Origin of the sequence: Sphingopyxis sp. C-1, assembly GCF_001047015.1 — a bacterium.
Taxonomy (GTDB): Bacteria; Pseudomonadota; Alphaproteobacteria; order Sphingomonadales; family Sphingomonadaceae; genus Sphingopyxis.
In genome coordinates, this window is record NZ_BBRO01000002.1 from 1350291 (window position 1) to 1376711 (window position 26421).

Annotated in this window: 24 protein-coding genes; 11 read left to right on the forward strand and 13 right to left on the reverse strand. The window is 57.9% G+C overall.

Annotated elements, in window-relative coordinates:
- The first annotated feature begins 189 nt into the window (after positions 1–189).
- The gene (locus SC1_RS21045; RefSeq protein WP_062186667.1) at positions 190–1815 is read left to right on the forward strand and encodes a serine hydrolase; all 1626 of its coding nucleotides are present in this window, start codon (positions 190–192) and stop codon (positions 1813–1815) included.
- Here SC1_RS21045 and SC1_RS21050 read toward each other — a convergent pair.
- Both SC1_RS21050 and SC1_RS21055 read right to left on the reverse strand, forming a co-directional pair.
- On the reverse strand, positions 1799–3070 hold the full coding sequence (locus tag SC1_RS21050; protein ID WP_062187111.1) for a peptide MFS transporter: 1272 nt from the start codon (positions 3068–3070) through the stop codon (positions 1799–1801). The two genes, SC1_RS21045 and SC1_RS21050, sit on opposite strands and share 17 nt — an antisense overlap.
- Positions 3071–3075: 5 nt before the next feature.
- On the reverse strand, positions 3076–4086 hold the full coding sequence (locus SC1_RS21055; RefSeq protein WP_062186669.1) for a CPBP family intramembrane glutamic endopeptidase: 1011 nt from the start codon (positions 4084–4086) through the stop codon (positions 3076–3078).
- A gap of 79 nt (positions 4087–4165) precedes the next feature.
- Between SC1_RS21055 and mlrC the strand changes: the two genes are divergently transcribed.
- The gene (gene mlrC / locus SC1_RS21060; protein WP_062186671.1) at positions 4166–5764 is read left to right on the forward strand and encodes a microcystinase MlrC; all 1599 of its coding nucleotides are present in this window, start codon (positions 4166–4168) and stop codon (positions 5762–5764) included.
- Here mlrC and SC1_RS21685 read toward each other — a convergent pair.
- The 3 genes from SC1_RS21685 to SC1_RS21070 are packed head-to-tail and all read right to left on the reverse strand — an operon-like array spanning position 5761 to position 8983.
- Complete coding sequence (locus SC1_RS21685; protein ID WP_193749245.1) at positions 5761–6120, reverse strand: nuclear transport factor 2 family protein; 360 nt, start codon at positions 6118–6120, stop codon at positions 5761–5763. The two genes, mlrC and SC1_RS21685, sit on opposite strands and share 4 nt — an antisense overlap.
- 11 nt (positions 6121–6131) lie before the next feature.
- The gene (locus tag SC1_RS21065) at positions 6132–7427 is read right to left on the reverse strand and encodes an MFS transporter (protein ID WP_062186673.1); all 1296 of its coding nucleotides are present in this window, start codon (positions 7425–7427) and stop codon (positions 6132–6134) included.
- On the reverse strand, positions 7424–8983 hold the full coding sequence (locus SC1_RS21070; RefSeq protein WP_062186675.1) for an AMP-binding protein: 1560 nt from the start codon (positions 8981–8983) through the stop codon (positions 7424–7426). The genes SC1_RS21065 and SC1_RS21070 overlap by 4 nt, the downstream gene beginning before the upstream one ends.
- Positions 8984–9109: 126 nt before the next feature.
- Here SC1_RS21070 and SC1_RS21075 point away from each other — a divergent pair, with 126 nt between their 5' ends.
- Both SC1_RS21075 and SC1_RS21080 read left to right on the forward strand, forming a co-directional pair.
- A complete protein-coding gene (locus SC1_RS21075; RefSeq protein ID WP_062186677.1) occupies positions 9110–11290 on the forward strand; it encodes a TonB-dependent receptor in 2181 nt (726 codons plus the stop codon).
- Positions 11291–11403: 113 nt separating this feature from the next.
- A complete protein-coding gene (locus SC1_RS21080) occupies positions 11404–12006 on the forward strand; it encodes a TetR/AcrR family transcriptional regulator (protein ID WP_062186679.1) in 603 nt (200 codons plus the stop codon).
- 495 nt (positions 12007–12501) lie between these two features.
- Here SC1_RS21080 and paaZ read toward each other — a convergent pair whose 3' ends face one another.
- Entirely contained in the window at positions 12502–14526 is a 2025-nt protein-coding gene (paaZ, locus tag SC1_RS21085; protein WP_062186681.1) for a phenylacetic acid degradation bifunctional protein PaaZ, read from the reverse strand.
- Positions 14527–14557: 31 nt separating this feature from the next.
- Positions 14558–15349, reverse strand: a complete 792-nt coding sequence (gene paaG, locus SC1_RS21090; RefSeq protein ID WP_062186683.1) for a 2-(1,2-epoxy-1,2-dihydrophenyl)acetyl-CoA isomerase PaaG — start codon at positions 15347–15349, stop codon at positions 14558–14560.
- A 547-nt stretch (positions 15350–15896) separates the two neighbouring features.
- Between paaG and paaA the strand changes: the two genes are divergently transcribed.
- From paaA to SC1_RS21105, 5 genes are read left to right on the forward strand one after another with little or no spacing between them, the layout of a single operon-like run.
- Positions 15897–16883 (forward strand): 1,2-phenylacetyl-CoA epoxidase subunit PaaA, encoded by a 987-nt coding sequence (paaA, locus tag SC1_RS21095; protein ID WP_062186685.1) that lies wholly within the window; start codon positions 15897–15899, stop codon positions 16881–16883.
- An 18-nt stretch (positions 16884–16901) separates the two neighbouring features.
- The gene (paaB, locus tag SC1_RS21690; RefSeq protein WP_083436040.1) at positions 16902–17183 is read left to right on the forward strand and encodes a 1,2-phenylacetyl-CoA epoxidase subunit PaaB; all 282 of its coding nucleotides are present in this window, start codon (positions 16902–16904) and stop codon (positions 17181–17183) included.
- Positions 17184–17191: 8 nt separating this feature from the next.
- Entirely contained in the window at positions 17192–17944 is a 753-nt protein-coding gene (gene paaC / locus SC1_RS21100) for a 1,2-phenylacetyl-CoA epoxidase subunit PaaC (RefSeq protein ID WP_062186687.1), read from the forward strand.
- Between the two features lie 5 nt (positions 17945–17949).
- Positions 17950–18417 carry a 1,2-phenylacetyl-CoA epoxidase subunit PaaD gene (gene paaD / locus SC1_RS21695; protein WP_274520285.1) on the forward strand — a complete coding sequence of 156 codons (468 nt, stop codon included), beginning with the start codon at positions 17950–17952 and terminating at the stop codon, positions 18415–18417.
- A gap of 9 nt (positions 18418–18426) precedes the next feature.
- The gene (locus SC1_RS21105) at positions 18427–19503 is read left to right on the forward strand and encodes a 2Fe-2S iron-sulfur cluster-binding protein (RefSeq protein ID WP_062186689.1); all 1077 of its coding nucleotides are present in this window, start codon (positions 18427–18429) and stop codon (positions 19501–19503) included.
- Between the two features lie 12 nt (positions 19504–19515).
- Here the strand turns inward: SC1_RS21105 and SC1_RS21110 are convergent, their stop codons facing one another.
- The 3 genes from SC1_RS21110 to SC1_RS21120 all read right to left on the reverse strand — a co-directional run bounded on the left by SC1_RS21110 (position 19516) and on the right by SC1_RS21120 (position 21837).
- Complete coding sequence (locus SC1_RS21110; RefSeq protein ID WP_062186691.1) at positions 19516–20109, reverse strand: TetR/AcrR family transcriptional regulator; 594 nt, start codon at positions 20107–20109, stop codon at positions 19516–19518.
- A gap of 501 nt (positions 20110–20610) precedes the next feature.
- Positions 20611–21273 carry a thermonuclease family protein gene (locus tag SC1_RS21115; protein ID WP_062186693.1) on the reverse strand — a complete coding sequence of 221 codons (663 nt, stop codon included), beginning with the start codon at positions 21271–21273 and terminating at the stop codon, positions 20611–20613.
- A 231-nt stretch (positions 21274–21504) separates the two neighbouring features.
- Entirely contained in the window at positions 21505–21837 is a 333-nt protein-coding gene (locus SC1_RS21120) for a helix-turn-helix domain-containing protein (protein ID WP_062186695.1), read from the reverse strand.
- Positions 21838–22184: 347 nt separating this feature from the next.
- On the opposite strand from SC1_RS21120, the gene SC1_RS21125 reads away from it, so the two are divergent.
- Positions 22185–23051, forward strand: a complete 867-nt coding sequence (locus tag SC1_RS21125) for a hypothetical protein (RefSeq protein ID WP_062186697.1) — start codon at positions 22185–22187, stop codon at positions 23049–23051.
- Positions 23044–23817 carry a hypothetical protein gene (locus tag SC1_RS21130; protein ID WP_238586801.1) on the forward strand — a complete coding sequence of 258 codons (774 nt, stop codon included), beginning with the start codon at positions 23044–23046 and terminating at the stop codon, positions 23815–23817. Before SC1_RS21125 ends, SC1_RS21130 begins: the two co-directional genes overlap by 8 nt.
- On the opposite strand, the gene SC1_RS21135 is transcribed toward SC1_RS21130, so the two are convergent.
- From SC1_RS21135 to SC1_RS21145, 3 genes are all read right to left on the reverse strand, one after another.
- Positions 23818–24057, reverse strand: coding sequence for a hypothetical protein (locus SC1_RS21135; RefSeq protein WP_193749246.1), 240 nt, complete (start codon positions 24055–24057; stop codon positions 23818–23820).
- 167 nt (positions 24058–24224) lie between these two features.
- Positions 24225–24986 (reverse strand): hypothetical protein, encoded by a 762-nt coding sequence (locus SC1_RS21140; RefSeq protein ID WP_062186702.1) that lies wholly within the window; start codon positions 24984–24986, stop codon positions 24225–24227.
- Between the two features lie 170 nt (positions 24987–25156).
- A complete protein-coding gene (locus SC1_RS21145; protein WP_062186704.1) occupies positions 25157–26161 on the reverse strand; it encodes a hypothetical protein in 1005 nt (334 codons plus the stop codon).
- Positions 26162–26421: the final 260 nt, after the last annotated feature.

Consider the following 26421-nt stretch of genomic DNA (forward strand, 5'->3'; position numbering starts at 1 on the left):
GGCTCCATTGCGAGCGAATACGACAGAGGATGCCACCAGCGCAGCTGCGCCTAGGATGATTGCACGCTTTCGCATCAGGAAATCCCTCTCTTTGATTGACCGACCGGGCGGAATATGAAATATCGCTTTGCCATCAAATGCGCTGGAAATCCAGCGGTTCGATTGGCCGAATGAGCGAGGCAAGATCTGATGACTGCAACAAAGCTTTTCCTGGCGCTGACGGCCGCAATGCCAATGGCGACTTCCCATGTCGATCCGAAGGAGCTCGATGCGGTATTTGCTGATATCCGGCCGGATCAACCGGGCTGCGCCTATGCTGTGGATCTGCGCGGCAAGGTTCTCTATCAGGGCGGCTTTGGACTTGCTGATCTAGCCACCCGCGAGCCGATCACAACCGCAACACGCTTCGAACTGGCGTCAACATCGAAGCAGTTCACGGCCGCTCTCATCCTGATCTTGGCACAGGAACGCCGACTTAAATTGGCGGCATCTATCCGCACCTATCTGCCTGACCTCCCTAAGGTCTACGATTCGGTCACGGTCGCGGACTTGTTGCACCACACCAGCGGCATTCGCGAGTATTTCGATGCATTCAGGACACGCGGAGACGATGAGAGCAAACCCCATTCCCGCGAGGAAGTGCTGGCCTTCGTTAAGGCGCAACGCGGACTCGACGGCCCACCTGGCCGTCGTTTTTCCTACGTTAACACCAATTACTTCCTGCTCGCAGAAATCGTGGAACGCCTAACCGGAAAGTCATTTCCGGATGCTGCTCGGGAGCGGCTCTTCATTCCGGCGGGCATGACGGAAACTCGCGCAACGCTTGATGCGACCAGTCTCATTGCAGGTGACGCGCGCGGCTATCAAATCGACAAGAACGGTAGCTTTGTCTCCGCAGCCTGGACCTGGCAAGGCTATGGCGACCGCGGCGTGCGGACTACTGTTGGCGATCTTGCTCTTTGGCATGGGGCATCGCTCGCGGCGACAACCGGCGGTGAGGCACTCAAAGTGGCCCGCCTCGCGAACGGGAAGCTGCGTTCTGGCAGATCTGTCGATTATGCCGGTGGGTTGTTCGTGGATGATCGGCAAAGCGAGCGTGTTGTGTCGCATTCGGGCTTGGTTGTAGGCAATCGCGCCATGGATGTGCTGTATCCGGACAGCGGCATTGGTATCAGCGTGATGTGCAATCGCGACGATATCGCGCCAGCTGAGCGTGCGCGCAAAATTGCTTTGCTCGTGAAGCCGGGGGCGCCCGATCCAGCATTTGATCGCGCAATTGATCCTGCCGAAATGAAACGCCTGGGGAAAGTTGGCGACCTGCGCTCCGCGCCTGACGGCTATTATCGCGATCGCTTGTATGGACAGTATCTCATCGTCGCTCACCGTGACGGTGAGCCGATTGTCAGCTACAATATGCGAGCTGAGAAAGTGACGCGCCGCCAGGACGGCATCTACCGCGCGCGCCGAGGTGTTCTGCTGAGCTATGCAGTCGCACAGAGTGGAATCAAGCGCGTCGTTCAGTGGACTGAGAGTGGACCAATACCGTACCAATATGTTGGAATTGGCGCACCTGAAACCAAGTTGTTTTGGCCCGGACAATATCGCAGCGATGAGCTTGGTATTACCGTAACCCTGTCACGGGATCAGAAGGGATGGTCGTTGGATACTCCAGCAGGTGCAGTGCCTTTAGCGGCTGCGCTGGCAGATGACCTTGTGGGCCCGGACGCTGCATTTTCGTTGCATGCGGTTGGTCCTCAAATCTTTACATTTCACACCGTCAATCTGAGCGGGATAGAGTTCAGACGGCTTCCGTAGCTCGCCGCGAGCGCTTGCCGATCGCGACGAAGATCGTTGCTGCCAGCAGCGGAAACACTGCGCAAAGCAGGAAGAAGTTGCCATATCCGAGTGCAGGTTCGGCGCGCCCCATCAATCCGGCAAGAAAATTGCCAGCGGCTCGCGCGCTATACCAGAACGCGATGGTGACTGCACCTCGCCCTGCGGGTGCCAAGCGCGCAAACAGACTGAGACCGACCGGAAGCACCCACAACTCGCCAAAGGTTACCATCAGAAAAAACGCTGCTAGAACAGGCCAGAAAATCTGACCGGGTTGCCCGAGATGGATGATCAGAGCGAGCCCAACAAAGGCCGCGGCCATGATGCAGCTACCAATGGCCATCCTGAAATAGTCGTTCTGCGAGCCACCTCTCGCGGCGGCCTTACGCCAGCCCCAGACGAGGAGCGGGGTGAACAGAATGACCCCCAGCGGATTGAGCGACTGAAACCAGGTATAAGGGATGGTGATATCTGCCCCTAGCGAACGATCGACCTGGCTGGCGGCGAAAAGCGCGACAGTGTTGCCGAGTTGCTCATAAGCGACCCGCAAGACGATTACTGCTGCAAGGACACCTGCCAGGAGCGGGATGACGGACTGGCTCGCCTGCGCGACCGGCGTTTCGTCGACCAGACGGGACGCTGCTCCAGGTCGGTCTGGAGGCAGAAGATGGCGTCCGGCGAGAAAGATAACGATGGCTGCTGCAAGTCCGGTAGCGGAAGCGAGGAAACTGTACCGCCAGCCGAAATTCTCTCCAAGCGTGCCGCAGATCAGCGGTGCCAGCAGCGCACCAGCGCTCACTGCGAGATAGTAGAAGCTGAAACTGCGCTGGCGATCGGGGTCGTTCGGCGAGAAAAGAGCACCCAGCGTAGCGGGCAGAGTTGGAAGAAACAGGCCATTGCCAATGACAATTGCGGCGAGGCAGCCCGTAACGTTCGCGCCAAGCAAAAGGCCGATGTACCCGGCCATCTTCAGCAATGCGCCACCGACAATTGCCGCCGAACGGCCAATAAACCTATCGGCGATCCACCCACCGAGGATTGGCGTTACATAGGCTACGCCGAGGAACGTCCCATAGATAAGTGAGGCGTCCTCGGTCGAATAGCCCAGGTCCTGCGTAAGGTAGTAGACCAGTACGGTTCTGAGCCCGACATAGGAAAAGGCCTCCCACATTTCCGTCGCAGCCAGCAGTAAGACCGCTGGTTGATCCCGAAATGTTTTCGGAACCCACCGGGACATGTTGCTCACGCGTTCGCGCCGGACTTGTCAGTCGCTCCGCCCGGCAGCTTTGGCGGCACGTTGCCCCAAGCCAATCGCGCATTGTCAGGAGATGCGGCACCAAGGCTCCTTCCACAAATCAGGACGAGCCCAATGGCCACGGCGAATTCGACCAAATCCCAAGGGCGCCACCCAAGCCCTGCAACCGTTGGAGCCCATTCGGCAGTGACGTTTACGCCCAGTTCGTTATGGATCGCGTGAATGAGCACGCCACCCCACATCGATCCGCCGAGCTTGTTGCATACGAAAACAGCGATGATGGTGCCGGCGATGAACCCCGGAATGATAACGAATTGCTTGACGATAACGCCCCAGGCCGCGCCAGGTTCGCCGGAGAACAGCGTCGGCAAGTCGCGCGGCAAATGCCAAGCCCACCACATGAGGCCGAGGATCACCGCTGCGGCCAGGGGGTCAAACTTCTTGAGGAGCTGCGGCAGCGCAAAGCCGCGCCAGCCCAGTTCTTCGAGCAGCGGGCCAGGGCTGAGTAGCAGCGATGCTGCCAGCATCATATAAATGGCGACCGGATCTGACCCATAGCGCAAGAAGGTGCGATCAAGCGTGCCGGGCGGAGCGTAGAGATATGTCTGAACCCACATAATTCCTGTGAGCGCGAAGAACGCAAGGAAACACACGGCTATGACGGTAACGCCCTGACGCCAGGAAACAGGCGATCGCCACGGGGCGCATCGGCTGAGCAGTTCACGAAATCCTGAGCGCCCGTATCCGATACCGGTTACGATCAGAGCCGCGAGCATTGGGGCGGCCGGAAACAGCAAAAGCGTATAGGCTCCCGGGTAATCGAACGTAGACCTGACAGCGGTAATAATGTTGAGGTGAGCGTGCGTCTCCTGCAGCATCTTGAACATCGGGCCGAGCGGAGTCGGGCTCATCGCGCGCAGCGCATGGGCCGTGAGAGCGATCAGGATAGCCAACGCATAGAAGCAGAGCAAAGGTCGCTGTTTGACAAACTCCCGCATGATTCAATTCTCCCGTTCCTTTCAGCATAACATTTCAGATCGACCCGAGACGGTCAACAAGAATTGACTGTCCGTTCGGTTGATCTATGAGATGGAGATGCAGCGGCTTGCTGCGAACAACATCAAACCGAAGACTCGTGTTATGCTTGATCGTCGAACATTGATGGGAGGCATTTTGTCGATGGCTGGATCGAAGGCGAAAGGTGCAACCCTGCTGGGTCGAGGGTTGCGCGTGTTTGTGGCGACCTTCGGCACCGAGACGAATTCATTCTCACCCTTGCCAACCGGACTGGATGCATTCCGGGCGACGATGCTCTGGCGCCCCGGAGAGCACCCGGATTTCGCAACCGAGGCGACCGGACCGCTTTGGGCCGCTCGAGAGCGTGCCCGCGAGGGACGCTACGAGGTCATCGAGGGAACCTGTGCCTTCGCCATGCCGGGTGGTCCGGTCAGCGCGCAAGCCTACCAACTGCTGCGCGACGAGATCCTCGATCAACTGCGACGGGCAATGCCGGTGGATATCGTGGCTTTCGGTTTACACGGCGCAATGCTTGCCTTCGGGGAGGACGAGTGCGAGGCGGACCTTCTCGAGCGTGCCCGGGCGATTGTCGGCCCGGATGTAGCGCTAGGGGCTGAGCTTGATCTTCACGCTCACTTGTCGCCGCGAATGGTCCGCGCTGCCGATGTCATTGTGGCGTTCAAATATTATCCGCATACGGACTATGTCGAGCGCGCGCGCGATCTTCTCGATTTGCTCGAGAGAGTCCGTGCGGGCGAGATCAGGCCGACCTCAAGCCTGTTCGACTGCCGGATGGTCGGCGGATTGGCGACGCAGTCGTCACCGATGAAGGACTTGGTCGCAGAGCTGATCGAGCGCGAGCGGCGAGGGGAAGTCCTTTCCGGCTCACTGATCCAAGGCTTTCGTGCGGGCGATGTAGCGCGCATGGGGTCGAAAGTGCTGATCTATACCAACAATGACCAGCCGACTGCAGCGTCGATCGCACAAGACTTTGCTCGCCGATACCAAGCGATGGCTCCGATCATGAAAGGTAACGGCCCAGAGCGAAGCTTTGCGGCCGATATCGAGCTTGCCAAGGCTGCGACCGCTTTTCCCGTAATTTTGGTCGATAGTTCGGACAATCCCGGCGGTGGGGCGTCGGGTGACAATATGGCATTGGCCCGGGCGATGTTGGATAATGCACTGATCCCGGCATGCATTGGTCCGATATGGGATCCTCTCGCAGTAGGATTGGCCTTTGAAGCGGGCCTTGGTGCCGATTTTTCGCTGCGTGTCGGTGGCAAGGTCGGCGAGGCATCCGGGCTGCCTCTCGACGTTCGCGGCAAAATCACAGGGCTTGCCAAGAATGTCACCCAAAACCTGCAGGGTTCCCGGCCGCCTCTGGGGCGTGTCGTCTGCATCAGTACTGGCGGTCTCGACATCATCGTCAGCGAGATTCGGGACCAGTGCTACGGTCCCGAGATGTTCCGGGCGGTCGGTGTCGAACCTGCGAAAAAGCGCTACGTTGCCGTAAAGTCGTCCGAGCAGTGGAGAATCGGTTTCGGGGACATGGGGCGCAGTGTGATCTACGTCGCTTCGAGCCAGCAGTCGTCCATCCGTCACTATCACAAGCGCTCCCGGCCGATGTGGCCATTCGAGCCTGTCGACTTTTCAGCCTAGCGAATAAACCAGACCCCATCGATGCAATCGCCAGCGACACGATAGGCGACTATGGTCTCAAAGCGACCATCCGGGCCGCGCGTCGGATCACCTTCGCCAAGTTCATGATCAACGACGTAGTTGTCGCGGATCATCCGCCCGATGAGCTCCATCCGAAGGCTGGGGACCCTAGCAAACAACCTCCTATAGACCTGTACGATTTCCGCGCGACCCACAGCCACTGGCGGACCCGTCAATTGTTCAAATCGCGCATCGCATGAGAAACAGGCGGCAAAGCCTTCGGCATCGTGTGCGTTGAATCGCTCCAACTGGCGAATCACCGGGTCCAGAAGGCTGATCGTCTTTTGTTGGGACATGCACAGATCCATTAAGAGCGAGGCTCGGCAGTGGCGGCCGGAAGACGGAGCACCAGCATCGCAAAAAGCGCCGCTGCAGCCGTGCCGGCAATTGCCATTGCCATGAGTAACGCCGGGGCCAGCGCCATGCCCAGGTCCTTGAAAACGGGAACAAGGACTGGACCAATGCTCAGCCCGAGCATGATATTAAACACGCCGCCCAATGATGAGCCAATTCCGCGCACCTCGTCGACGAGACGCTCTTGGAACAGGGGCAGTGAAACTGTTTGTGCGAAGGCGCTTGAGAAACCCCAGACCGAGATCGCGCCAATGACGCCGTAAGCGCTTGGAACTAGCAGCAATCCCGTACCGGCCAGTCCCACGATCGTTGCGGCAATAATCGCGGCAGGTCGTCGGTCACCCTTGGCTGTGGCTCTCAGTCGACCGGCGGCAGCCCCCCCGGCTAGCGCGCTTAGCGATCCGGCAAGGATGGCAAGCACACCGAAGATGAAGCCGGTCGAAGAGGTCGAGACACCATAGCTGCGGATCATGAGCGAAGGCGCCCAACTGACCAGCGCGAAATCGCCGAGCGAGAGAGCTGCGCATCCAAAGTAGATGGGGGCAAGCTGTCTTCTTTGCCGCCAAATCCACGCCAGCGGTTCTGCCAGCGAATTGGGCGGTCGGCTAACAGCACGCATTGGTTCGCGGATGGAAACGATCGCTGCCGCAAGGAAAATTCCAGGCGTGCCAGCAATTACCATGACGATGCGCCAGCCAGAGAGTTCACCCAGCACAGGTAGTCCGCTGAATGCCTGGTGACCAGCCAGCTCAACCAGTGCCCCGCCCAACAGAAAGGCAAAGCCGTTTCCGGCGATCATTCCGAGCATCAGCAGCGCCAGCGGCATACTCCGCCGCTCGGGTGGGAACATATCGGCGAGCATCGATACCGCAGCGGGCATAAGCATTGCCTCGCCTGTGCCGACAGCAACGCGCAAGATGACCATCGACTCGAAATCACGAGCGAAACCGGTCGCAATCGTTGCGATGCTCCAGATCAGTATTCCGAAAATGATCATGCGTTTGCGGTTGTGGCGGTCGGCCAGCCAACCTGCGGCAACACCCATGGCAGTATAAAAGACCGCAAACGCTGCACCTACAATGATGCTAAACTGCGCATCGCTAATGCCAAGTTCGCGTTCGATTGGATCAACGAGCAGCGAAAGTATGAAGCGGTCAGTGTAGGAAACCATTGCGGCGACAGTGAACAGTACAGCTGCCCACCAGCCAGCTCGGGAAGAGACGGTTGCTTTGGCGTTGGTCGAGGTCATTGCGAATGCGCCTCAACTGCTTCTGGTCGCCATAGTCGCAGCACTTTCTTGTCGATCTTACCGATCGGCGTGACCGGCAAGGCTTTGATGAATTCGATGCGCTTGGGAACTGCGGCTGCACCTCGGCGCTCCCGGACAACACGCGCGACCTCAGCAGGATCAGGCGTGTTGGTTAAGTCCACAGGGACGATGAATGCTGTAACGGCCTCGCCCCAATGCGGATCATCGATGCCTACCACGCCGCAGGCCAGAACCCCCGGAATACCTGCAATGACCTGCTCAATCTCGTTCGGGTAGACGTTGAAGCCGCCCGTGATAATCAGATCCTTAGTGCGATCGACGATGCTGAGGTAGCCGTCTTCATCAAAGCGTCCCACGTCGCCAGTTCGAAGCCAGCCATCACGCATCGCTTCGTCAGTGTCTGCTTCACGCCGCCAATAGCCCTGCATCACAAAGGCCCCACGGACACATATTTCCCCGCATTCACCAGTGGGGACGGGCGCGCCATCTGCATCAACAAGTTGGATATCCACACTGGCCAGCGGCACTCCACAGGAACCCAATCGATCTGGACGACTCAGCACATGCTGTTCCCGGGCCAGATAAGCGATGCAGGTTGGCGCCTCAGTCTGGCCATAGAGTTGCATGAACAATGGTCCGAAAATCTCGATCGCTTCAACAAGACGCGAAATGGCAATCGGCGCGCCGCCATATATGATCGTTTCGAGCGGCCCAAGATCGAGCCCAGTATCCTTTGCAAAGTCGATTAACCGGTAGATCATCGTCGGGACGAGGAAAGTTGCGGTGACGTTGTGCCTGCGCGCATAGTCCGCCAAGCCCGCCGGCTCGAATGAAGGTAATAGATGAAAGGTTCCGCCTCTCAGCCATGCAGGGTAGCATAGCATTCCCGCTGCATGTGACACCGGAGTGACGGCTACGACATTCGTGGGACTCGGCCATTCCCATTCACTTGCTGCCATCAAAACCGTTGCCAGAGTCGAACTGTGGGTATGGACGACTCCCTTTGGCCGGCCGGTGGTCCCCCCAGTGTAAGCAATCACCGCGATATCACCGAATTGAGCGACTGACTCAAGTATGGACGGGGCGGCTGTATTAGCACGCGCCACAAGGTCGATGCCTTGTTGGGCTGCACCGAGAGTCGCAACCTGGATAACACGGTCCAGATTCATCGCCAACAATGCTACTCGCTCGGCCTGCTCAGGTGCGACCAGTATGACGTCAATCTCGGCATCGCTAAGGATGTAGGCCAGATCCTCGTCGGACATGAAGAGCGAAACCGGCGTGACGCGGATGGCGGCAACCATAGCTGCAGCATTGGCAATAGCGGTTTCGGGAAGGTTTGGCGCCATAATTGCCAGGGCCCCGCCACGGGCGAGCCCGAGCGAGCCAAAGGCCGAGATGAACTGAGAAATGCGATTGCCCAGTTCGGCGTAAGTGAGTGAACCTCCCGGCCATTCAAGCGCAATGCGAGGATGCCAGCGTTTACAGGCTCTCGCGATGAGAGATCCCAGCGACCCGCCCAACTCGATCCCCATTCTTGATTCTCCACCGCACCGGACACGACCCCTTGCTTATATCGGTCAAAACCAGGTTACAATCATATATTGACCGGCTGGCCGGTTAATGACAGTTTCACTGCACCAATTTGGGGGAGAAACGAAATGATTCGTCGATCGATTGCTTGGGCGACCCTGGTCACTTTGATGGTCTCAGCTGCGCCTGCAGCCCTCGCGCAGAATACGCCCGCAGCAGCGGACGATGCACAGGACGACAAGGCGCCTGATGAAATCGTGGTCACGGCCCGGAAGGTCACCGAGCGCCTTCAGGATGTGCCGATCGCGATCTCGGCAGTCTCAGCCGACAAGATTGCCGAACGTGACAATGTGCGGGTCTCGGAACTGGCAGCTGCTGTTCCCAACGTAACATTTAGCGGTGGTCCACTTGCCACTATTACCGTGCGCGGCGTCTCGAGCCAGTCACGCTACAATCCCGGATTCGACAGCGGAATTGGGGTCTACATCGACGGTGTGGTACAAGGGAAAAGCTACACATTTGACTCCCCGCTCTATGACGTCGAGCGGGTCGAGTTCCTTCGCGGACCGCAAGGTACACTCTTCGGCAAAAATGCAATTGGCGGAGCGATCAGTATCGTCACGCGCAACCCGAGCTTCACGCCCACCGGCCAATTCGAACTTTCAACCGGCAGCTTCAACCGTTTCGAAGCACAGGGGTTTATCTCAGCGCCGCTCTCCAGCAGTCTTGCGGTAAGTGTGGGCGGATTTCGGGTTAAACGGGATGGCTACGTCCGTAACCTGATCGACAATCGGCGCTTCGCAAACGACGATAGCTACGGGGGCCGTGCAAAGATCCTTTGGAAACCCTCCGATCTGGTCAAGCTCGTTTTGTCGGCCGACTACCTGAAAGAGGACAACTACGGCTACGTAGATGAGATTTCTGCCGGGTATGGTGGACCGACTGGACGCTATGAAAGCAACGTCGACACCCCTAATCTCGCCCGGCGCAAGACCAAAGGACTCGCGCTAACAGCTGACATTGAAACTGGCTTCGGCGCGACCCTTACGTCAATTACTTCTTATCGATGGGCCGAAAACCAGAGAACCAATGATTCCGACGTCGGCCCACTCTCGATCGTCGTAAGCGAGTCTGCGTCCAAGCAGACCCAGTTTTCGCAAGAGGTGCGTTTGTCCGGCAAACTCGCCGAGCGTATCAATTATTTGATCGGCGGTTATCTCTTCCGCCAGGATACCGATAACTTCGCACAAAGTACGTTCGGTCCTGACAGCAGATTTGCACCGCTCAGGGGGCAGGTCGGCAATACCTTTGGCGAGGCTGACACTGAAGCAGTGGCTGCGTTCGCAAGTGTGGATTGGGAACTTGTCGATAAGCTGACTGCCACTGTCGGCATTCGCTACACCGACGAAGCCAAGCGCCTCAATTATCAGCAGATAGGCTTTCCGCTGATCGGCGCCCCCAACCTGCCGCAGGAGTTTGACAGGATCAGCGCGACAGATGTTTCGCCCACCTTTACGCTTCGCTACCAGCCGTCACGCGACATCATGGTATATGGCACGGCTTCGAAGGGCTTCAAGTCGGGTGGATGGAACGTCGACAACATCACTTCGCCGCGCATCACGACTTTCAAAGCCCTGCGTTTTGGTGACGAGAGCCTTTGGAACTATGAACTGGGTATCAAGGCACAGTTCCTCGACAATCGCGTCACGTTCAACGCCGACGCCTTTCGGCAGGATTATTCCAACATTCAGACGCCGCAGCTTACCCAAGTCCTCGGCGGTGGCGGTGCTGTCGTAGCTATCGTGACCAACGCCGCATCGGCCCGACTGCAGGGGTTGGAAGCGGAACTGACCGTGCGACCGACCGGCATTTTGACGGTGAATGGAGTACTGGGCTACACCGATGCAAAATATAGCAGGTACACCGACGGGGCGCTGAATTTTTCCGGAAACCGGCTGCCCGGGGCTCCCAAGTGGACTGGCAACCTGTCGGCGACCTTGCGAGTCCCGGTTAGCGACGACTGGTCGCTGCGCGCGCGCGGCGAATATCTCTATCGCTCGAGTACGTTCGGCGATCGCGAGAACTCGGCAGCTCGTACAACGCCGTCATATGCTTCTATCAACCTCTCGGCTGGCATTTACGGCAAGCATTTCGACCTCGTCGGCTTTGTCAACAACCTCGCCGACAAACAGGACGTAATCCTGATTTCCGAAGGTGGGTTCCCGGCTCCGCTTGGTGTCGGGTTGAACACGCTGGTTACCAGGCAGCTGGGGCGTACCTGGGGCTTACGGCTTGCTGGCCGTTTCTGATTTCGAAAGGCGCGGATCTCGCCCCAGTGCCGGGGATAAGGCTGGGATCCGCGCTTGATCTCCGATCGACCAAGTGTAAGGTCAACGCGAACCTGAGGCGGAGATGACAGTATATGGTCGGAGTTAGGGCTAAGGACCATGAAGATAAAAAGCGTTTGATCCTAGATACTGCCTCGGGTCTCTTCGCTCGGCAAGGCTTTGCGAAAACCTCGATCTCTGAGCTCTCTTCAGCCTGTAGAGCCTCCAAGGCTTGGATCTATCATTATTTCCCGACCAAAGAGGACATTCTCTTAACACTGCTGCGTGACTTTCTAGAGGTCGTTCGAGCTCGACTTGGAGCGATCGATATCGAGGAGCTTGCTCCCGAGGTCTCACTGCACAAATTCATCCTCGAATGCCTGCGGATCTATGACAATTACCGCATCAACTACCCGGTTTTGTTCAATGAAATGTCGGTTCTGACTAGCGAGCAGCAGGAGGAGTTGCGCGCAATCGAGGACGCACCAGTTAAGCTGCTAACAGCAATCGTAGCCAAGATCAGACCGGAGATCGCCCCAGCTGCAGCTTTTCGTACACCGATAACCTTGCTCATCTACGGTACGATCAACTGGACCTACACCTGGTATAATCCAGACGGGAAGCTGAAGCTCGAGCAGCTTGCCGATCTCGTGTGTGATTTCGTCCTTGGAGGCATTCAAACCGTTGACGTCGGGTGAGGGCGTCGGGGCGGATCGTTCTCGGCACTTCTTGAATGGGTCTGATGGGCTGAGCCGGACCTTATGATCGCCGGACTTGAAGTTTGAGGCCGGCCCATTTGAGCCCCGGTTGAGCTGCTTCTCGGATCCGTCAGCTGAACGCCTGTTCGTGGACAATCATTCTGCGCCTTGACCGCCTCGAGAGTTCTTATCGGGAGCGTCTTTGACGTACCCACCGATTTCGCCGTGATCATAGACGAGCTTTCCGAATTAGGCGGCTGAAGCGGCTGCGCCCGGGACGATCACTAGTCAGGATGAGCCCTTTGTCTTGGCATGTTTGCAGATCTTGCGGCGGGGCAACTCACGCGTCTCGAAATGACTGACGGTGTTCCGCTAGGATTGCCTACAAACAGCTAAGAGGAGGCTTGGCGACCTTTGCGACCGCTCAGCCCTAATCCACCACGTGACTGCAGCTGAAAAGTCCGCGAGGAACGCCATTGATTCCGTCAAAGATCGTCAGACTGCATTCATCGTAAGCAGATCGTATGCCGCCACCAACTCATTGTCTTGGTTGGTTACGGCTACCGACCAGCGGACCTCTCCCATCTTCGGACTCCGCAAGGACTTGGCCTTCGCTGTGAGGGCAACCTTGATGCTCTCTCCCGGTTTGACGGGCTTAATGAAGCGAAGATTTTCAAGTCCGAAATTAGCGAGGACCGGGCCCGGCGCCGGGTCGACAAACAAGCCTGCAGCGAACGACAGGATCAGGTAGCCGTGGGCCACCCGTCCACCGAAAATCGGGCTTGCAGCTGCCGCTACCTCATCCATGTGGGCATAGAAGGTGTCGCCAGTGAAGTGCGCGAAATGCTCGACGTCATCAAGAGTGATCGTCCGCGATTCTGTCTTCAGGGTGTATCCGAGTTCGAGCTCCCCGAAGCGTTTCCTGAAGGGATGTGCAATTGCTTCAGTTTGCGGAGCGCCAGGCAGCCATTGCCGCACCACAGTGCTTAGACTGCGCGGGCTTCCCTGTAAGGCGCTGCGCTGCATGTAATGCTTGACGGCGCGCATTCCCCCCATTTCCTCTCCGCCGCCAGCTCGTCCAGGGCCGCCATGGATCAGCATGGGCAGCGGCGACCCGTGCCCGGTCGACTCCTTCGCGCAATCTCGATCAATGAAGGCGAGCCGGCCGTGAAAGGCCCCGGAGCCCAATACAAACGCGCGAACCACGTCTGGCGAATGGGAGAAAACCGAAAGAGCTAGCGATCCGTTACCGCGATTGGCGAGGGCAAGAGCGTCCCCTGGGTCATCGTACGGCATCAGGGTGCAGACAGGGCCAAAGATCTCCAGATCGTGCACAACTTTCGCAGTCCAGGGATCGTCATTCCGGAACAGAAGAGGGGATTGATAGGCACCTAGCACCGCATCGCCGAGGGTCTCGACGGTGTCAATCGAACCGAATATCAGTTTGCACTCTGTGGCGAGTTCGCGGGCCTTGGCGCGCACGTCTTCCCGTTGGGATATCCCGACGAGCGCTCCCATTGTCACGGTATCATTTGCAGGATCGCCAATGACAACCTTGCTGAGACGATCCTCGATCTCCTGCTGGGTGCGATCAAGCAGTCCACGAGGCACGAACGCTCGACGGATCGCTGTACACTTTTGTCCTGCCTTGACCGTCATCTCTCGAACGATTTCCTTGACGAAAAGCCCGAATTCGGGGCTGTCCGCATCTGCGTCGGGTCCCAGGATGGAGGCGTTGATCGAATCGCGCTCCGCTATGAAGCGCACCGCTTCTCTGGCTATCACTGGGTGGGTTTGCAGTTTCACGGCGGTGGCGGCCGAACCCGTGAAGGAGACCACATCCTGGCAGCCAAGGTGGTCTAATGTGTCGCCCACCGGGCCGACGATCAACTGTAGTCCGCCTCTTGGTAGTACACCTGTTTCGATCATGATCCGGACGGCGTGTTCGGCGACCTGGGCAGTCGCGGTGGCTGGCTTGACTATAACCGGGATCCCGGCAAGCAACGCTGGTCCCAATTTTTCAAGCATGCCCCAGACGGGGAAATTGAAGGCATTAATGTGCAGCGCTGCACCATGGAGGGTGGTGTAGACATGCTGACCGACGAAAGTGCCTTCCTTGCCAATCTGCTCCAGTTCTCCGTCAACAATGAGAACGTCATCCGGCAGCTCGCGTCGGCCTTTTGCGGATATGGAAAAGAGCGTTCCAGCTCCACCCTCAATGTCGATCCAGCTGTCGCCTCGCGTTGCACCAGTTGTTACAGAAAGTGCGTAAAGCTCTTCCTTTCGCTCGATAATTGCCTGCGCCAGTGCTTTGAGGATGTTCGCGCGCTGGTGAAAGGTCATCGCCCTGAGCGCGGGGCCACCCACGGAGCGAGCGTGCTCAAGCATGGCCGCGAAATCGAGGCCCCCACTACTAGCAAGGGCCACCACTTCGCCGTTGATGGCCGAGACGACCGGTTGTTCCGCGCCGACACCGCTCACCCAAGCGTCTACGCTGTAGTTCTGCAGCCTGATGGTCATATTGATTATCCGTTTGCAAGTGATGGGCGGATCATTGTCCGGTGAATTTGGGCGCGCGTTTTTCCATGAAAGCGGCAACCCCCTCCTGATAGTCGTGGCTACGGCCCAACTCGCGCATGAGATCGCGCTCCAAGGCGAGGGCATCGTCAAGTGTGCGGTCGTAGGTGTTTCGCAAAGCCATCTTGGTCTCAACCAGGCCACGGGTCGGACCAGCGGCAAGGCGTTTGGCCAGCTTGATGGCTTCACTCTCCAGAACGTCATCGTCGACGCACTTCCAGATCATTCCCCACGCCTCGGCCTGCTCGGCCGAAAGCGGTTCACCAGTGAGCGCGAGGCCAAGGGCGCGGGCTTGACCCGCAAGTCGCGGAAGGACCCAGGTCCCCCCCGAGTCCGGGATCAGACCAATATTGGCAAATGACTGAATGAATTTTGCGCTGCGTCCGGCCAAAACGATATCACAGGCAAACGCGATATTTGCTCCTGCACCGGCAGCCACCCCATTGACCGCACAGACGACCGGTCTCGCCATCTCAGCGAGTCGCTTCACCAAGGGCGAATAATAGGTATCGACAGCGTGCCCAAGGTCGATCGCGTCGCTGCCGGGCGCGACGGAACTATCCGAGAGATCCTGACCTGCGCAGAATCCTCTTCCCGCGCCTGTCAAAAGGACCGCACGGACTTCATCGGACCGCTCGATATTGCTCAGCGCATCTGCCAGCTCTTCATGCATCTGGACGGTGAAGCTGTTGAGGCGCTCCGGACGGTTGAGCGTGATCTTGGTCACGCTCTCGTCGAAGTCGACCACGATGGTCTCATAACTCATAGCACCTCCCATCATAGCTCGACTCGTTATGAATTAACTGCCCGGACGGACAATGAATGGCAAGCGGAATTAGCGGCGAGAGCTTTACGCGCGATTGCAAGCGTAGCGTTCTCGCGTTTCGTTCCGGGCCGGCTTACCAGCTAAAGACCGGATCTGGGTTGGATCTGCTGACCCGGGGATTCATTACGTTGTAGTTCGCACTCGGCCGCGTGGAGCTGTAGGCGTTGCCAGGCCAGGCGCGCTCTGTGCGCAGAACGAGCCTTTCAACAGGCAGGCTCCTCGAATTGCACTGTCGGAGTGCGATGCACTCGCCGATGACCTCGTTTCCCAGCCACGACAGCATAAATTAATTGACCATTCGGTCGATCAAATCTATTTCAAGTTGCCAGCAGAGTCCAAGTGCAACCCTCAATGGCTTGGTGTCTGCGTGCAATCCGCGAGCTGGCTATGGCTCATGTCGACAAGGCTGAGGCAGGCTGTTCTGAGGATGATGTCAACCTGCTGATCGACCCGACCCTGGTCGATCGGAACCGGAGCGAAAGAGACCATGTACACGACGGAACTCGGCAAACCCGCCGCAGAACATCCCGCACTGGTCGAAGATCCTGATCTCCTGGCTGCGTTCGAGGCAAGGGTCGCGGCGGATGACTTCATCGAGCCCAATGATTGGATGCCCGACGGCTACCGGCGCACACTTGTGCGCCAGATTTCGCAGCACGCTCACAGCGAGATCGTGGGCATGCTTCCTGAGGGAAATTGGGTAACTAGAGCGCCCAGCCTCAAGCGCAAAGCGATCCTTCTGGCCAAAATCCAGGATGAAGGTGGTCACGGGCTCTACTTGTATTGCGCGGCAGAAACGCTCGGAACAAGCAGGCAAGAGATGATCGAGGCGCTCCATGCAGGCCGCGCCAAGTATTCAACGATCTTCAACTATCCGACTTTGAACTGGGCGGACATTGGAGCGATAGGATGGCTCGTCGATGGCGCGGCGATCATGAACCAGGTGCCGCTGCAGCGTGCATCATACGGTCCGTATGCGAGAGCCATGGTTCGCATATGCAAGGAAGAGAGCTTCCATCAGCGACAGGGCTACGATCTCTTGCTCTCGATGGTCAATGGGACCACCGAACAGCGCAACATGGCGCAAGACGCACTTGACCGCTGGTGGTGGCCAGCGCTCATGATGTTCGGCCCGCCTGACGAGAATTCGCCCAACAGTGCGCAATCGATGCGCTGGCGGATCAAGCGCGAGACAAACGATCAACTGCGTCAGAAATTCGTGGACGCGACCGTACCGCAAGCTGAACTGCTCGGCCTGACCATTCCGGATCCGGTCCTCAAATGGAACGAGGAACGGGGCCATTATGATTTCGGCCCGATCGAGTGGGAAGAGTTTTATGCGGTTGTGCGCGGCGAGGGGGCTGTCGCGAAGGAGCGTATGAGTGCGCGGCGAAAGGCCTGGGATGAGGGCGCATGGGTGCGCGAGGCTGCCGATGCATTTGCGGCGAAGCGATCTGCCCGCGCAGCCGCATGATCTGAGAGTGAGGTTAAAATGAAGGACTGGCCGCTTTGGGAAGTATTTGTCCGGGCTCGCGGCGGATTAGAGCATCGACACGCAGGCTCGGTGCATGCACCTGACGCTGAAATGGCGCTGCGTCATGCCCGCGACACATATACTCGTCGCCTAGAAGGAGTCAGCGTTTGGGTCGCCCGATCAGCCGATATAGTCGCTTCCGACGGGGCCAAGAGTGAGCAGCTGTTCGACACCGCAGCAAACAAAATCTACCGCCACCCATCCTTCTATGTGCTTCCTGAATCCGTGAACCACATGTGAGGACTGTGATGGACAATTCCCTGTTTCGCTCGCTTGTCCAGCTCGGCGATGACTGCCTGGTTCTGGGTCAGCGATTGTGCGAGTGGTGCGGGCGTGCCCCGACAATCGAAGTTGATCTCAGTCTGTCGAATTTGGCACTCGACATGATTGGTCAAGCGACACTCTTGCTTGACTATGCTGGTGAAGTTGAAGGCAGTGGCCGGAATGCAGACCGCCTAGCGTTTCACCGCGATGCAGAGCAATTTCGCAATGCCTTACTCGTGGAGCAACCCAACGGAGACTTCGCGCGAACGATCGTGCGTCATTTTCTCTACGCGACCTATGCCGAAGCCCTGTTCGAACAGCTCTCCCATTCGCGTGCCGATCGACTCGCCGAGATAGCTGCAAAGACGGTTAAAGAGCTGCGCTACCACGCCGAATACTCCGCAGATTGGATCGTTCGGCTTGGGGACGGGACTGCAGACAGTCGAAGTCGGATACTGGATGGTTTGGAGTGGCACTGGCGTTTCATCGACGATCTGTTCCACGATGATGAATCCTGGATCGATTGTGCCGAAAGGGGCATAGTTCCGCTGAGGCAGGCCTTGCGAACCGATTTCGAGCAAGCCGTTGGAGCCGTGCTTGCGAAGGCAGGACTGGTTATGCCGGAGAAGGTCCGGGGTGTTGAAGGTGGTCGGGGCGGACGCCACAGCGAGCACCTCTCAATGATGTTGGCGATCATGCAGGTCCTGCCTCGTGCTCACCCAGCAGCGACTTGGTGAGGCCAGTGAACGCGGCGAATGAAGTCGGTGCTCAGATTGCCAAGGCGCTTTCGCAGGTGCCAGATCCGGAGATTCCGGCAGTTTCAATCGTTGAGCTCGGAATAGTTCGAGAAATTGGTTTGAAGGATGGCCTATCGTGGGTCAGCATTACGCCAACCTATACGGGATGCCCGGCAACGGACGTGATCAGGCAAAATGTCCGAGTGGCACTCGACCAAGCCGGTCTTGAGTCTGTCGAGATCCGGACCGTCCTTACTCCGCCTTGGTCAACCGAAATGATTACGCTCGAAGGGCGGGAGAAACTGCTTCGCTACGGCATTGCGCCCCCCGAGCCAGCGTCGGGACAAGCGGCATGTCCACGGTGTGGTTCACGTAACACCATGGAGATATCCCGCTTCGGGTCAACACCGTGCAAAGCCCTGTGGCAATGCATAGAGTGCCGTGAGCCGTTCGATCGTTTTAAATGCCATTAGGAATTAGCTATGTCGTCAATGTTCCATCAACTTGCCATTGCTGAGGTTCTTAAGGAAACCGAACACGCGATCACAGTTCGCTTTGCCGTGCCATCGGACTTGTCCGACCAGTTCGAGTTCGAGCCCGGCCAACACCTGACCTTGCGAGCCATGATTGATGGAGACGATGTCAGGCGGAGCTATTCGATTTGCTCGGCACCTCAAGACAAGGAGCTGCGCATTGCCATCAAGCGCATGAATGGCGGAAAATTTTCGAACTGGGCGCACGACAATCTGGTTGCAGGCATTTCAGTCGAAGCTCTTGCACCAGCCGGTGCCTTCACCTGGGCTTTCGACAGCGCCCGCAAGGCCCATTATGCGATGTTCGCGAGCGGATCTGGCATCACGCCCATAATGTCCCTGTTGCGATCGGGGCTAGAGGGCGAGCCGAGCAGCAATTTCTCGTTATTCTATGGCAACCGCGATGTTAGCAGCATTCTCTTCCTCGAGGAATTAGCCCAATTGAAGAACCGCTATATGGACCGGCTCGCGGTGCACCATTTCCTCTCGCGCGAGGACGATGAATTCGTCTTACTGAACGGCCGGATCGACATGCCGAAAGCAGCGGCAATCATTGAGCATTTTCTCCCCAGTGATGCCATCGATGCAGCTTTCATCTGCGGACCCGAGGCGATGATGGAGGCTGTCGAAACTGTGCTCAAATCTGCCGGTCTTGATCAGAAGCTAATCAAGACCGAACGCTTTGCGGCGGGTGAACTTACCGTTGAACGCCGGGCCATCGTGGAACGGCTCGAAGGGGCCGCCGCAGGAAATCCCATCCGGATTACCGTAAACGGCAAGACTCGAACCGTACGGTACGATCCCAAGCTCGAAACAATTTTGGAGAACTCCAGGGCTGCCGGACTGCCAGCCCCATTCGCGTGCAAGGCGGGCGTCTGCGCGACGTGCCGCGCGCGAGTAATCAAGGGTGAGGTCGAAATGATTCGCCAGTTTGCCTTGTCACAGGACGATATTGAACGGGGCTATATCCTGACCTGCCAGGCCATTCCAATTTCGGATGATGTCGATATTGATTTCGATGCTTGAGATGCGTGGTCGCTAGCTCACTTCCCGTCCAGCGAGTGCCATTTCGAGGGCCATATCGGCCAGATCGGCGTAGGTGAGCTTTCCGCTCTGGTCGAACCAGTTGCTTGTCCAGTTAATCATCCCGAAGATCAGCATCGTCTTGACCCTGGCGGTTGCGGGGTCGGCCAGCTTATCGGGAAAGACGCGAACGAGCAGCGACTGGACTGCGTCAACGATCTTTCGTTGCTTCGAAACAATTTCCTTTCGAACCGTCGGAGGCAAGTTGTCGAGTTCATGAAGCAGGACCTTCTGCCGATTGGCCGCGCCAGCATAATGCTCCAAGAAACGATGGAGCATTTGCCGCAGTCTCTCATCAGCCGACATAGCGTCTGCCAGGACCTCAGAGGCAGTGTTGAGCAATACATCAATATGGGATGACATTACTCCTGCGAGGACATCTTCTTTAGACGGGTAGTAATGGTACAGCAGCGATTTCGACGCTCCGCAGGCGTGGGCAATGTCCAGAACGGAAGTGCCTAGGAACCCTTTTCGTGCAAAAAGAGCGGCAGCATGATCGAGGATCGCCTCTTTGCGATCTTCGTAGTCGGCAGCCTGGGTTCTGGCCATAACAAGTCTTTCATCAGGTCCGGGAATCTCTCCCCGACTAGGCCATTGCGTGGGGGGGTCAAGGTTCTCGAGTATCAAACGGCCCTGTAATTGCGTGTATCTGTCAAGCCTGATTGTCGATCCGAACCGGGGTCATGCCCCTTTTCGAGGTCATAGCCTCATGATGATGTCCGGGCGGGTGCCTCAACGTGCGCAATTCGGTCCTCAAGGTCCGCAGGCGTTTGACCGAGGTCACCGCAACCACCGTCCCAGTGGATCAACGCAGATTTGACATCAGGCCCGCGTGGTCCAAGGTTGGGTAGCCGCGCAGAAAGAGCCGGACTCTACCTCTGCCTGGTAACAATCAGGGGAGCACGTCACATCCAAAGAAAGGGATCCGCGCCGGCGGCGACCATCGTGCCAGTTTTCTCGAATCGATCATAGTGCCGTCTTCGCCGTGTGTAAAGTAGCAGCACCGCGCCAGAAATTTTGGCTGAACCTCTATCAACCCATCTTCATTGCTCATCGCCGCCGGAATGGTTCGCACGCCACGCCGTCGCCGTCTCCATCCATCTCTGGCCGATATCCCGGCTGACCGCGGTATAAAGGCGCGGCACCCGCTGCCCATGCCGCATTGCAATTGCGGTAATAGACGCCGGACGGCGCCGGCGAGGCAATAGGCTGACGCGCGGCGGACGCCTGCGGCTTGGGCCGATGGGCCCTGGGATTGGCGGCCCGATAGTCGGCCGGCTGTTGGAAATCGGAATTCCAGATGCCCAGTTTGAGGGCCTTGGCGCGCGCCTCGGCGCCGAGATAGCGATCGCTAAACTGAGGCAACGCAACTGCAAGGCCCGCTTCGACCATGGCTTGGCCCAGATCTATCTGCCGCGCGGTGCAGCTGGCGACGATCCGGTCATAGTCATCGACATCGCGCTGCTCACACCGCATTTCGGCACCATTGACCAGTTGCGCCAGTTTCGCCGACGCTTCTGTGCCGCATGCCCAGCTTTGTCCCTCGCGCGCGCAAGTCTGGTTGAGCTCGGGGGCGTCCACACCGTGCAAGCGGATGACGATCCCCGCCATATTGAGAGTGTCGCCGTCCATCGCCCGGGCCGAGCCACTAATGTCCTGCGCGAATGCGAACGTCGGCGTCAGCGCCAGCCCGATTACAATGAACCATTTCATGGGAGATAAACTAGCCCGGTCAGCTTACCAATTCCTTGAACATCCTCGATCGATTGAGCCGAATGTCCGCTATGCAAATATTCGCCCCCAAGACCGACTGACAGAATTGGCGATAGCCCGATCGACCAAGGCGCCGACCGCCCCGAAGTCCTTTGCCGCGGATCTGGAGCCGGTGACGGCCACGACGGTATTGGCCGAACCTTCAGACCAATGCCGAGCGCGCCGACTCTTCTACGCTCCCGAACGGCGCTTCTGCATTCCCTTGATGATATCTCCAAGAACCAAGCGGTCGCGCAGATCGAGAGATTTCAGTTGACGGTAAATTACGAGCAACTGCTCGTCATCGCCATCTTCGTCCGGCTTCTCACCGACAAGGTGAGCGATGGACACCTCAAAATAATCGGCGAGCTTTCGGACGAGTTCGATCGACGGATTCTTGGCGGTGCCTTTCTCAAGCTCCCAGATATGGGCTTTCGACGCACCAATAGCGTCAGCCACTTCCTGAAGCGATTGCTGCTTTGAAGTGCGAAGGTTCTGCAGCCTCATCGCCAACGACACGCCCATGACCTCCTTAGACCGAACTTACCATGAGATCGGGGACATAGAAATCAACGATCGTTCGGTCAAGTGAACGCTTTCGTTCGATCGATTGACTTCGCCTATCGTATGATATATCGAACGATATTGTTACTATCTGTCATACTGGAGGTGCCGCGTGGACCATAGCCAGCATAGCATTGCCGAGCCTCGCGGCTGGGCCGTCCACTCGGCGGAACTCAATGCTCTTGGATCAACTATCCGGCGGCTGATGAGCGAGCGCGATACGCGCGCAGAAACCATCCGGTACAACACCATGAGGCCTTGTCGGGGGCGACTGGCATTGATGTTTCAAACCAAGCGGGAGAATAGGCATGGCTAAGAATACCATCAAATCGCAGGCGCTTGTTCCGGCTGAGCGGTGCCAGGCGACCGTACGCAGGAAAACGGCGACGCTAGTCGTCGTGCCCGCGACGGCCGACACGCTGCTGCCGATCCTCGGCTCCGAATTCGCCGCCGAGAAGCTGATCGGCGACGGAGGCGATGTCACCCAAGAGGGCGGCGTCGGTCTCGTCACCGGCCGCGCCTATGCAACTCGCGAATGCGTCGTTCCCGCAGAAGAAATTTTCTACGATCAGGCTGCTCGACCCGGTGGCAAGGGCGCGTGGCTCGGAGAGGCGGACAAGGTCAGCTGGCGCGATACGGCGAGTGGATACGAATGCATCATGTTGCGCAACACGGACAATGGCTTTCTCTGCGGATATGTCGGCATTCCCAAGGATCACCCTCTCTGGGGCTGGGATGCAAACGCAATTCCGCCGGACATCGGGATCGATGTGCATGGCGGTCTGACTTATTCAAGACTGTGCGAAGAAGGGCCGAGTCCGACGCGTCGGTTAGCCGTCGAGGCGCGCCGCATCTGTCACGTGACATTACGACCGGCGGTCTACCATCCGGTAGAACACGCAACCGACCACCGGGTCGAAGATACGCATGCGTGGTGGTTCGGCTTCAGTTGCGATCATGCCTACGATCTTATTCCGAACGCCAGGGCGAATTCCTCCGGATCGAAGTCCTCGGAGCTTGGACGGATATATCGCGACGACGCATATGTTGTCAGGGAAACGGTCGCCCTCGCAGCTCAGCTGCGAGCAATCGCTGAAGGAGGCGCGGCGCCCGCGCGCGATGGCGCGCCGCCGCCGCTCGGCCTCGACCCTCGTCGCGGGGGTGGCCGTGGCTGATTTTGAGCGTCACGTCGGCGAACTCCCGTGGGGCTGGTGGCTTCGAGCCAATCCGCGCGGCTACGAGGATGCGTCTGGGCGAATTTGGGCGAGCGTCAGGGACGCCTTCTGGGAGGGAGAACTTGGATTCCCGCCGGTCCACTTCGCACCCGAACAGCATGAATTGATGCTGAGGGTCATGACCGCGATCAATGCGCGCTGGTTTGGCACGGAGAGCAACCACGATGTTTTCGGCGGGGACATGATGTTCTGGCGATTCTATCTGTGCTGGCTCGCCAGCATCGGTATGGTCGAGACATCGGCGGGGAGGGATCTATTCGGTGGGGGGCTGAGCTCATTGGGCGGGTCCGTCCTCATGATGCTGCAGGCCACGCGCGAGCCGGAATTCGAGCGCTTGCCAATGGCGGCGGTTGTTGCCGCGGTAAGTGCGAGCGCGGGGCCCGACGCCGAGGCACGGGAGCGGGCGCTGATTACCTTTGAACAGCAGGTTGGATTTCGTCGCCATCTGTTCGCGCGCGAAAATCTGGGAAGGCGATACCTGGTGACGTTGACCGGACTTACGGTTGGCGCGCGGATGCCGACGCGCAATATCGCGTGGTCGCAGTCCTTCGCCGATGCAAAATCGCGTGACGACCTTTTCGCCTGGCTCGCCGAGCGGGTGCACCGTTGGGATGATTGGGGGGGAATTGCCCACCGAAAGGGCGCGTCTGCGCTGACAAGCCATTTGTTGTCAATCATCGTCGGCGCGGGCGATCTGTCTCGGTGATCACTCGGCGCTGGAACGATGCGGCTTAGCCATTGGTCGAGAGTTAGAGTCCAAATAGAATACCACTTCGCCGGGATTTGCGTCGCGGATGCTCTTGATGATCTTTTTGCCGATTCCGTTCCACTTCAAGGCCCAGTGGTCGCTCACGTCGTGGAGTCGACGGCCGACGGCGAGCGTGCGAGCGGTGGCAAGAATGTAGCATTCGCGGACGACAATACAGGTTTCGCCGGATTGGTTCATGCTAACGATAAAAAGGCTGTCCAGATCGATCCTTAAACCAACATCTAGATCATCAAGCAAAGTTCCGATCGCGGTCGGTTAGCGTTCGATAAATGTGAACTCGCAGGCAAGCCTTTAGGTAGCGCGGCTAAAGCAGTGCACCCCTATATACAACGCTCCACGCAACCTCAAAGCGTCCAGAAGTGTGGCGAGCGCGGCGCGCGTTGTAGATTTACAACGACTCTATTGGGATATTCATCGCAGAAGCTCTCGATAATGCGATTGTTGATGCCATTGTAGGCCAGAGCCCAATGCTCAAACAAATCACCGAGTCGGCGCCCGATCGCGAGCGTACGAATCGTTTCGGCGATTGGAGTGGCGAAGAGGTCAACGCTGTCATAGCCGATAGAAAGCTTGTCGATTTCGAGATACCCTCCCACGCTGAGCTTTTTCGGCAGCGCGTTGAGCGCGGTGCAGCCGTCGAGATTAAGTTTTCCAAATACTATCAGACGCTCTGGCAGCGCAGTGAGCTCGGTACAGTATTTAAGTATCAGGTCTCCACCTATGTTCAGATTCTCCGGCAACGCGGTGATAGCCGTGCAGCCGGAAAGGTCGGTATCTCCAGCAGCGCAAAGATTGGGCGGCAACGCGGTCAATGCGGTGCAACCTGTGAGGTCGAGATATTCATCTACTGCTAGCCAGTCGGGGAGCTCGCTAAGCGCGGTGCAGCCCGAAAGGTTGAGCGTTCCGCTTATATCCAACCCATGCGGTAATGTGGTGAGCGCGGTGCAGCCACTTAGGTCGAGAAAGCGCACGCCGGTCAGGCCCTCCGGTAACGCGGTGAGTGCCTCGCAACCGTGAATGTCGAGACAGCCGTTCACGTTCAAATCCTCAAGCCGCAGCACGCCGTCAACGATGTTGTGTCCATTGTACTTAATAATCTGCGTCACATCTCATCTCCCAAGCAATTGGCAGACCCTCAAACTCGTCTCGGCTTGGAAATCTGTTCCCCCTCCGCGGCGATGCACGCACGGCGCACCTCAGCATCCCTCCGCGGCCGCGTCTATCAACCGAACTTCGGGGCAAAATTGGCAGCCCGTTCCATAGCCGGGAGGCGTTGTCAGATGTCGTAATCGGAACAAATCGCTGCCAGTTGCTCTTGGACGTCCGGATGGTCAACGGCGCGTTCAAACATGCGGGCGATCGGAGGCAATCTCGGGGCCTCCCTCAGCCGAACCTGTCCGTCCGGCCTCCGGACGTAAAGGCGCCGAAGTTTTTGCGGGCCCTCTTTAAGCCACGTGACAAGCTCGCGGGCAGTGACTGCGTCCTCGCGCCGTGGCTGCTGCATGGGCGGCCAAAACCTTCCGTCGTCTCTAGCGATTGCTGGTGCAGGAACCGCCAACGACAAAGGTTCGACAACGGCGGCTAACGTCTGCATGTCATTTTCAATCTTTGCGTCGGCAACGTGCGCCTTACTGAGCTCGGCGGTGAGCCAGCGGTTCACCTTGTCGATCTTGTTCGGATCGCGCAGATAGCTGCAGATGAGGTGCGTAGTGTCCGACGTCGCGTCGCCTCGGCGGATGATGGTCTCCAACTGCCTGATTGCATCCTCGCGATTACTGATCGCTCGACGAAGCGCTTCCTGCTCATCGGCAGAGAAAGCATCCATTTCGAACCCGATAACGCTTGTTGAGCGCTCCGCCTTCGGCCGCGCTTGGGGACGTGAAGCGGTAGGTAAAGATCGGATCATCTCATCATAGAAGAGTCGTGCGATCGCAAGCCGGAGCTCCGCCCAACGCAGGGCGTTCGCCCGATTGTCGGAATATTTGGCGATATACTCGTCGTGCGCTCGTATGAAGTAGCCTTCAGCCCTGCGCAATTCACTGATCGTCGCCTCAGGCTTCAGGCCAGGGTTGCGCAAGGTCTTGCGGAGGTCGGCGAAAGCCGGTCCATTCAGATCCTGGCCCGCGAACATGGTTTCGATCGAGACGGGTTTGCCACTCGCTTGGGCGGCTTGGATGATGGCGACTTCAAGCTCGCGCGTCAATTTTTCCATCTGGGCAGAATGCGCAGGCAACCCTTCGACGATTACGCGCGCCATGGCCTCTGCAAGCAAGTTTTTCATACTTATCTCCTTGCTTAGTCGGTAGGTTGGAGCCCCGGTGAGCGACGAGCCATTCTGTCGCTGATAAGGCACGGTTCGTCGCCAAAACCTGACTTTCAAGCTCGTTGTTCCGCTTCAAATTGCTGCGTGGATATTACAACAGGCATTTGAATATCCAAAGATCGGATATTGGAAGGATTTCGCCGCCACCGAGATCGGGTATCGTTGCAAACCAGATAGTATCTGAAGCGGATATTTGATCGTATTGAGCAATATCCGAT

Bases quoted from the DNA above. Each gene is read 5' to 3' on its own strand.
- paaB (WP_083436040.1), top strand. From the start codon at position 16,902: ATGAAGGACTGGCCGCTTTGGGAAGTATTTGTCCGGGCTCGCGGCGGA.
- SC1_RS21070 (WP_062186675.1), bottom strand. From the start codon at position 8,983: ATGGGGATCGAGTTGGGCGGGTCGCTGGGATCTCTCATCGCGAGAGCC.
- SC1_RS21135 (WP_193749246.1), bottom strand. From the start codon at position 24,057: ATGAACCAATCCGGCGAAACCTGTATTGTCGTCCGCGAATGCTACATT.
- SC1_RS21045 (WP_062186667.1), top strand. From the start codon at position 190: ATGACTGCAACAAAGCTTTTCCTGGCGCTGACGGCCGCAATGCCAATG.
- SC1_RS21075 (WP_062186677.1), top strand. From the start codon at position 9,110: ATGATTCGTCGATCGATTGCTTGGGCGACCCTGGTCACTTTGATGGTC.
- SC1_RS21685 (WP_193749245.1), bottom strand. From the start codon at position 6,120: ATGTCCCAACAAAAGACGATCAGCCTTCTGGACCCGGTGATTCGCCAG.
- paaZ (WP_062186681.1), bottom strand. From the start codon at position 14,526: ATGACCATCAGGCTGCAGAACTACAGCGTAGACGCTTGGGTGAGCGGT.
- paaG (WP_062186683.1), bottom strand. From the start codon at position 15,349: ATGAGTTATGAGACCATCGTGGTCGACTTCGACGAGAGCGTGACCAAG.
- SC1_RS21110 (WP_062186691.1), bottom strand. From the start codon at position 20,109: ATGGCCAGAACCCAGGCTGCCGACTACGAAGATCGCAAAGAGGCGATC.
- paaC (WP_062186687.1), top strand. From the start codon at position 17,192: ATGGACAATTCCCTGTTTCGCTCGCTTGTCCAGCTCGGCGATGACTGC.
- SC1_RS21145 (WP_062186704.1), bottom strand. From the start codon at position 26,161: ATGAAAAACTTGCTTGCAGAGGCCATGGCGCGCGTAATCGTCGAAGGG.
- SC1_RS21105 (WP_062186689.1), top strand. From the start codon at position 18,427: ATGTCGTCAATGTTCCATCAACTTGCCATTGCTGAGGTTCTTAAGGAA.
- SC1_RS21115 (WP_062186693.1), bottom strand. From the start codon at position 21,273: ATGAAATGGTTCATTGTAATCGGGCTGGCGCTGACGCCGACGTTCGCA.
- SC1_RS21080 (WP_062186679.1), top strand. From the start codon at position 11,404: ATGGTCGGAGTTAGGGCTAAGGACCATGAAGATAAAAAGCGTTTGATC.
- SC1_RS21050 (WP_062187111.1), bottom strand. From the start codon at position 3,070: ATGTCCCGGTGGGTTCCGAAAACATTTCGGGATCAACCAGCGGTCTTA.
- SC1_RS21120 (WP_062186695.1), bottom strand. From the start codon at position 21,837: ATGGGCGTGTCGTTGGCGATGAGGCTGCAGAACCTTCGCACTTCAAAG.
- SC1_RS21125 (WP_062186697.1), top strand. From the start codon at position 22,185: ATGGCTAAGAATACCATCAAATCGCAGGCGCTTGTTCCGGCTGAGCGG.
- SC1_RS21065 (WP_062186673.1), bottom strand. From the start codon at position 7,427: ATGACCTCGACCAACGCCAAAGCAACCGTCTCTTCCCGAGCTGGCTGG.
- paaA (WP_062186685.1), top strand. From the start codon at position 15,897: ATGTACACGACGGAACTCGGCAAACCCGCCGCAGAACATCCCGCACTG.
- SC1_RS21055 (WP_062186669.1), bottom strand. From the start codon at position 4,086: ATGCGGGAGTTTGTCAAACAGCGACCTTTGCTCTGCTTCTATGCGTTG.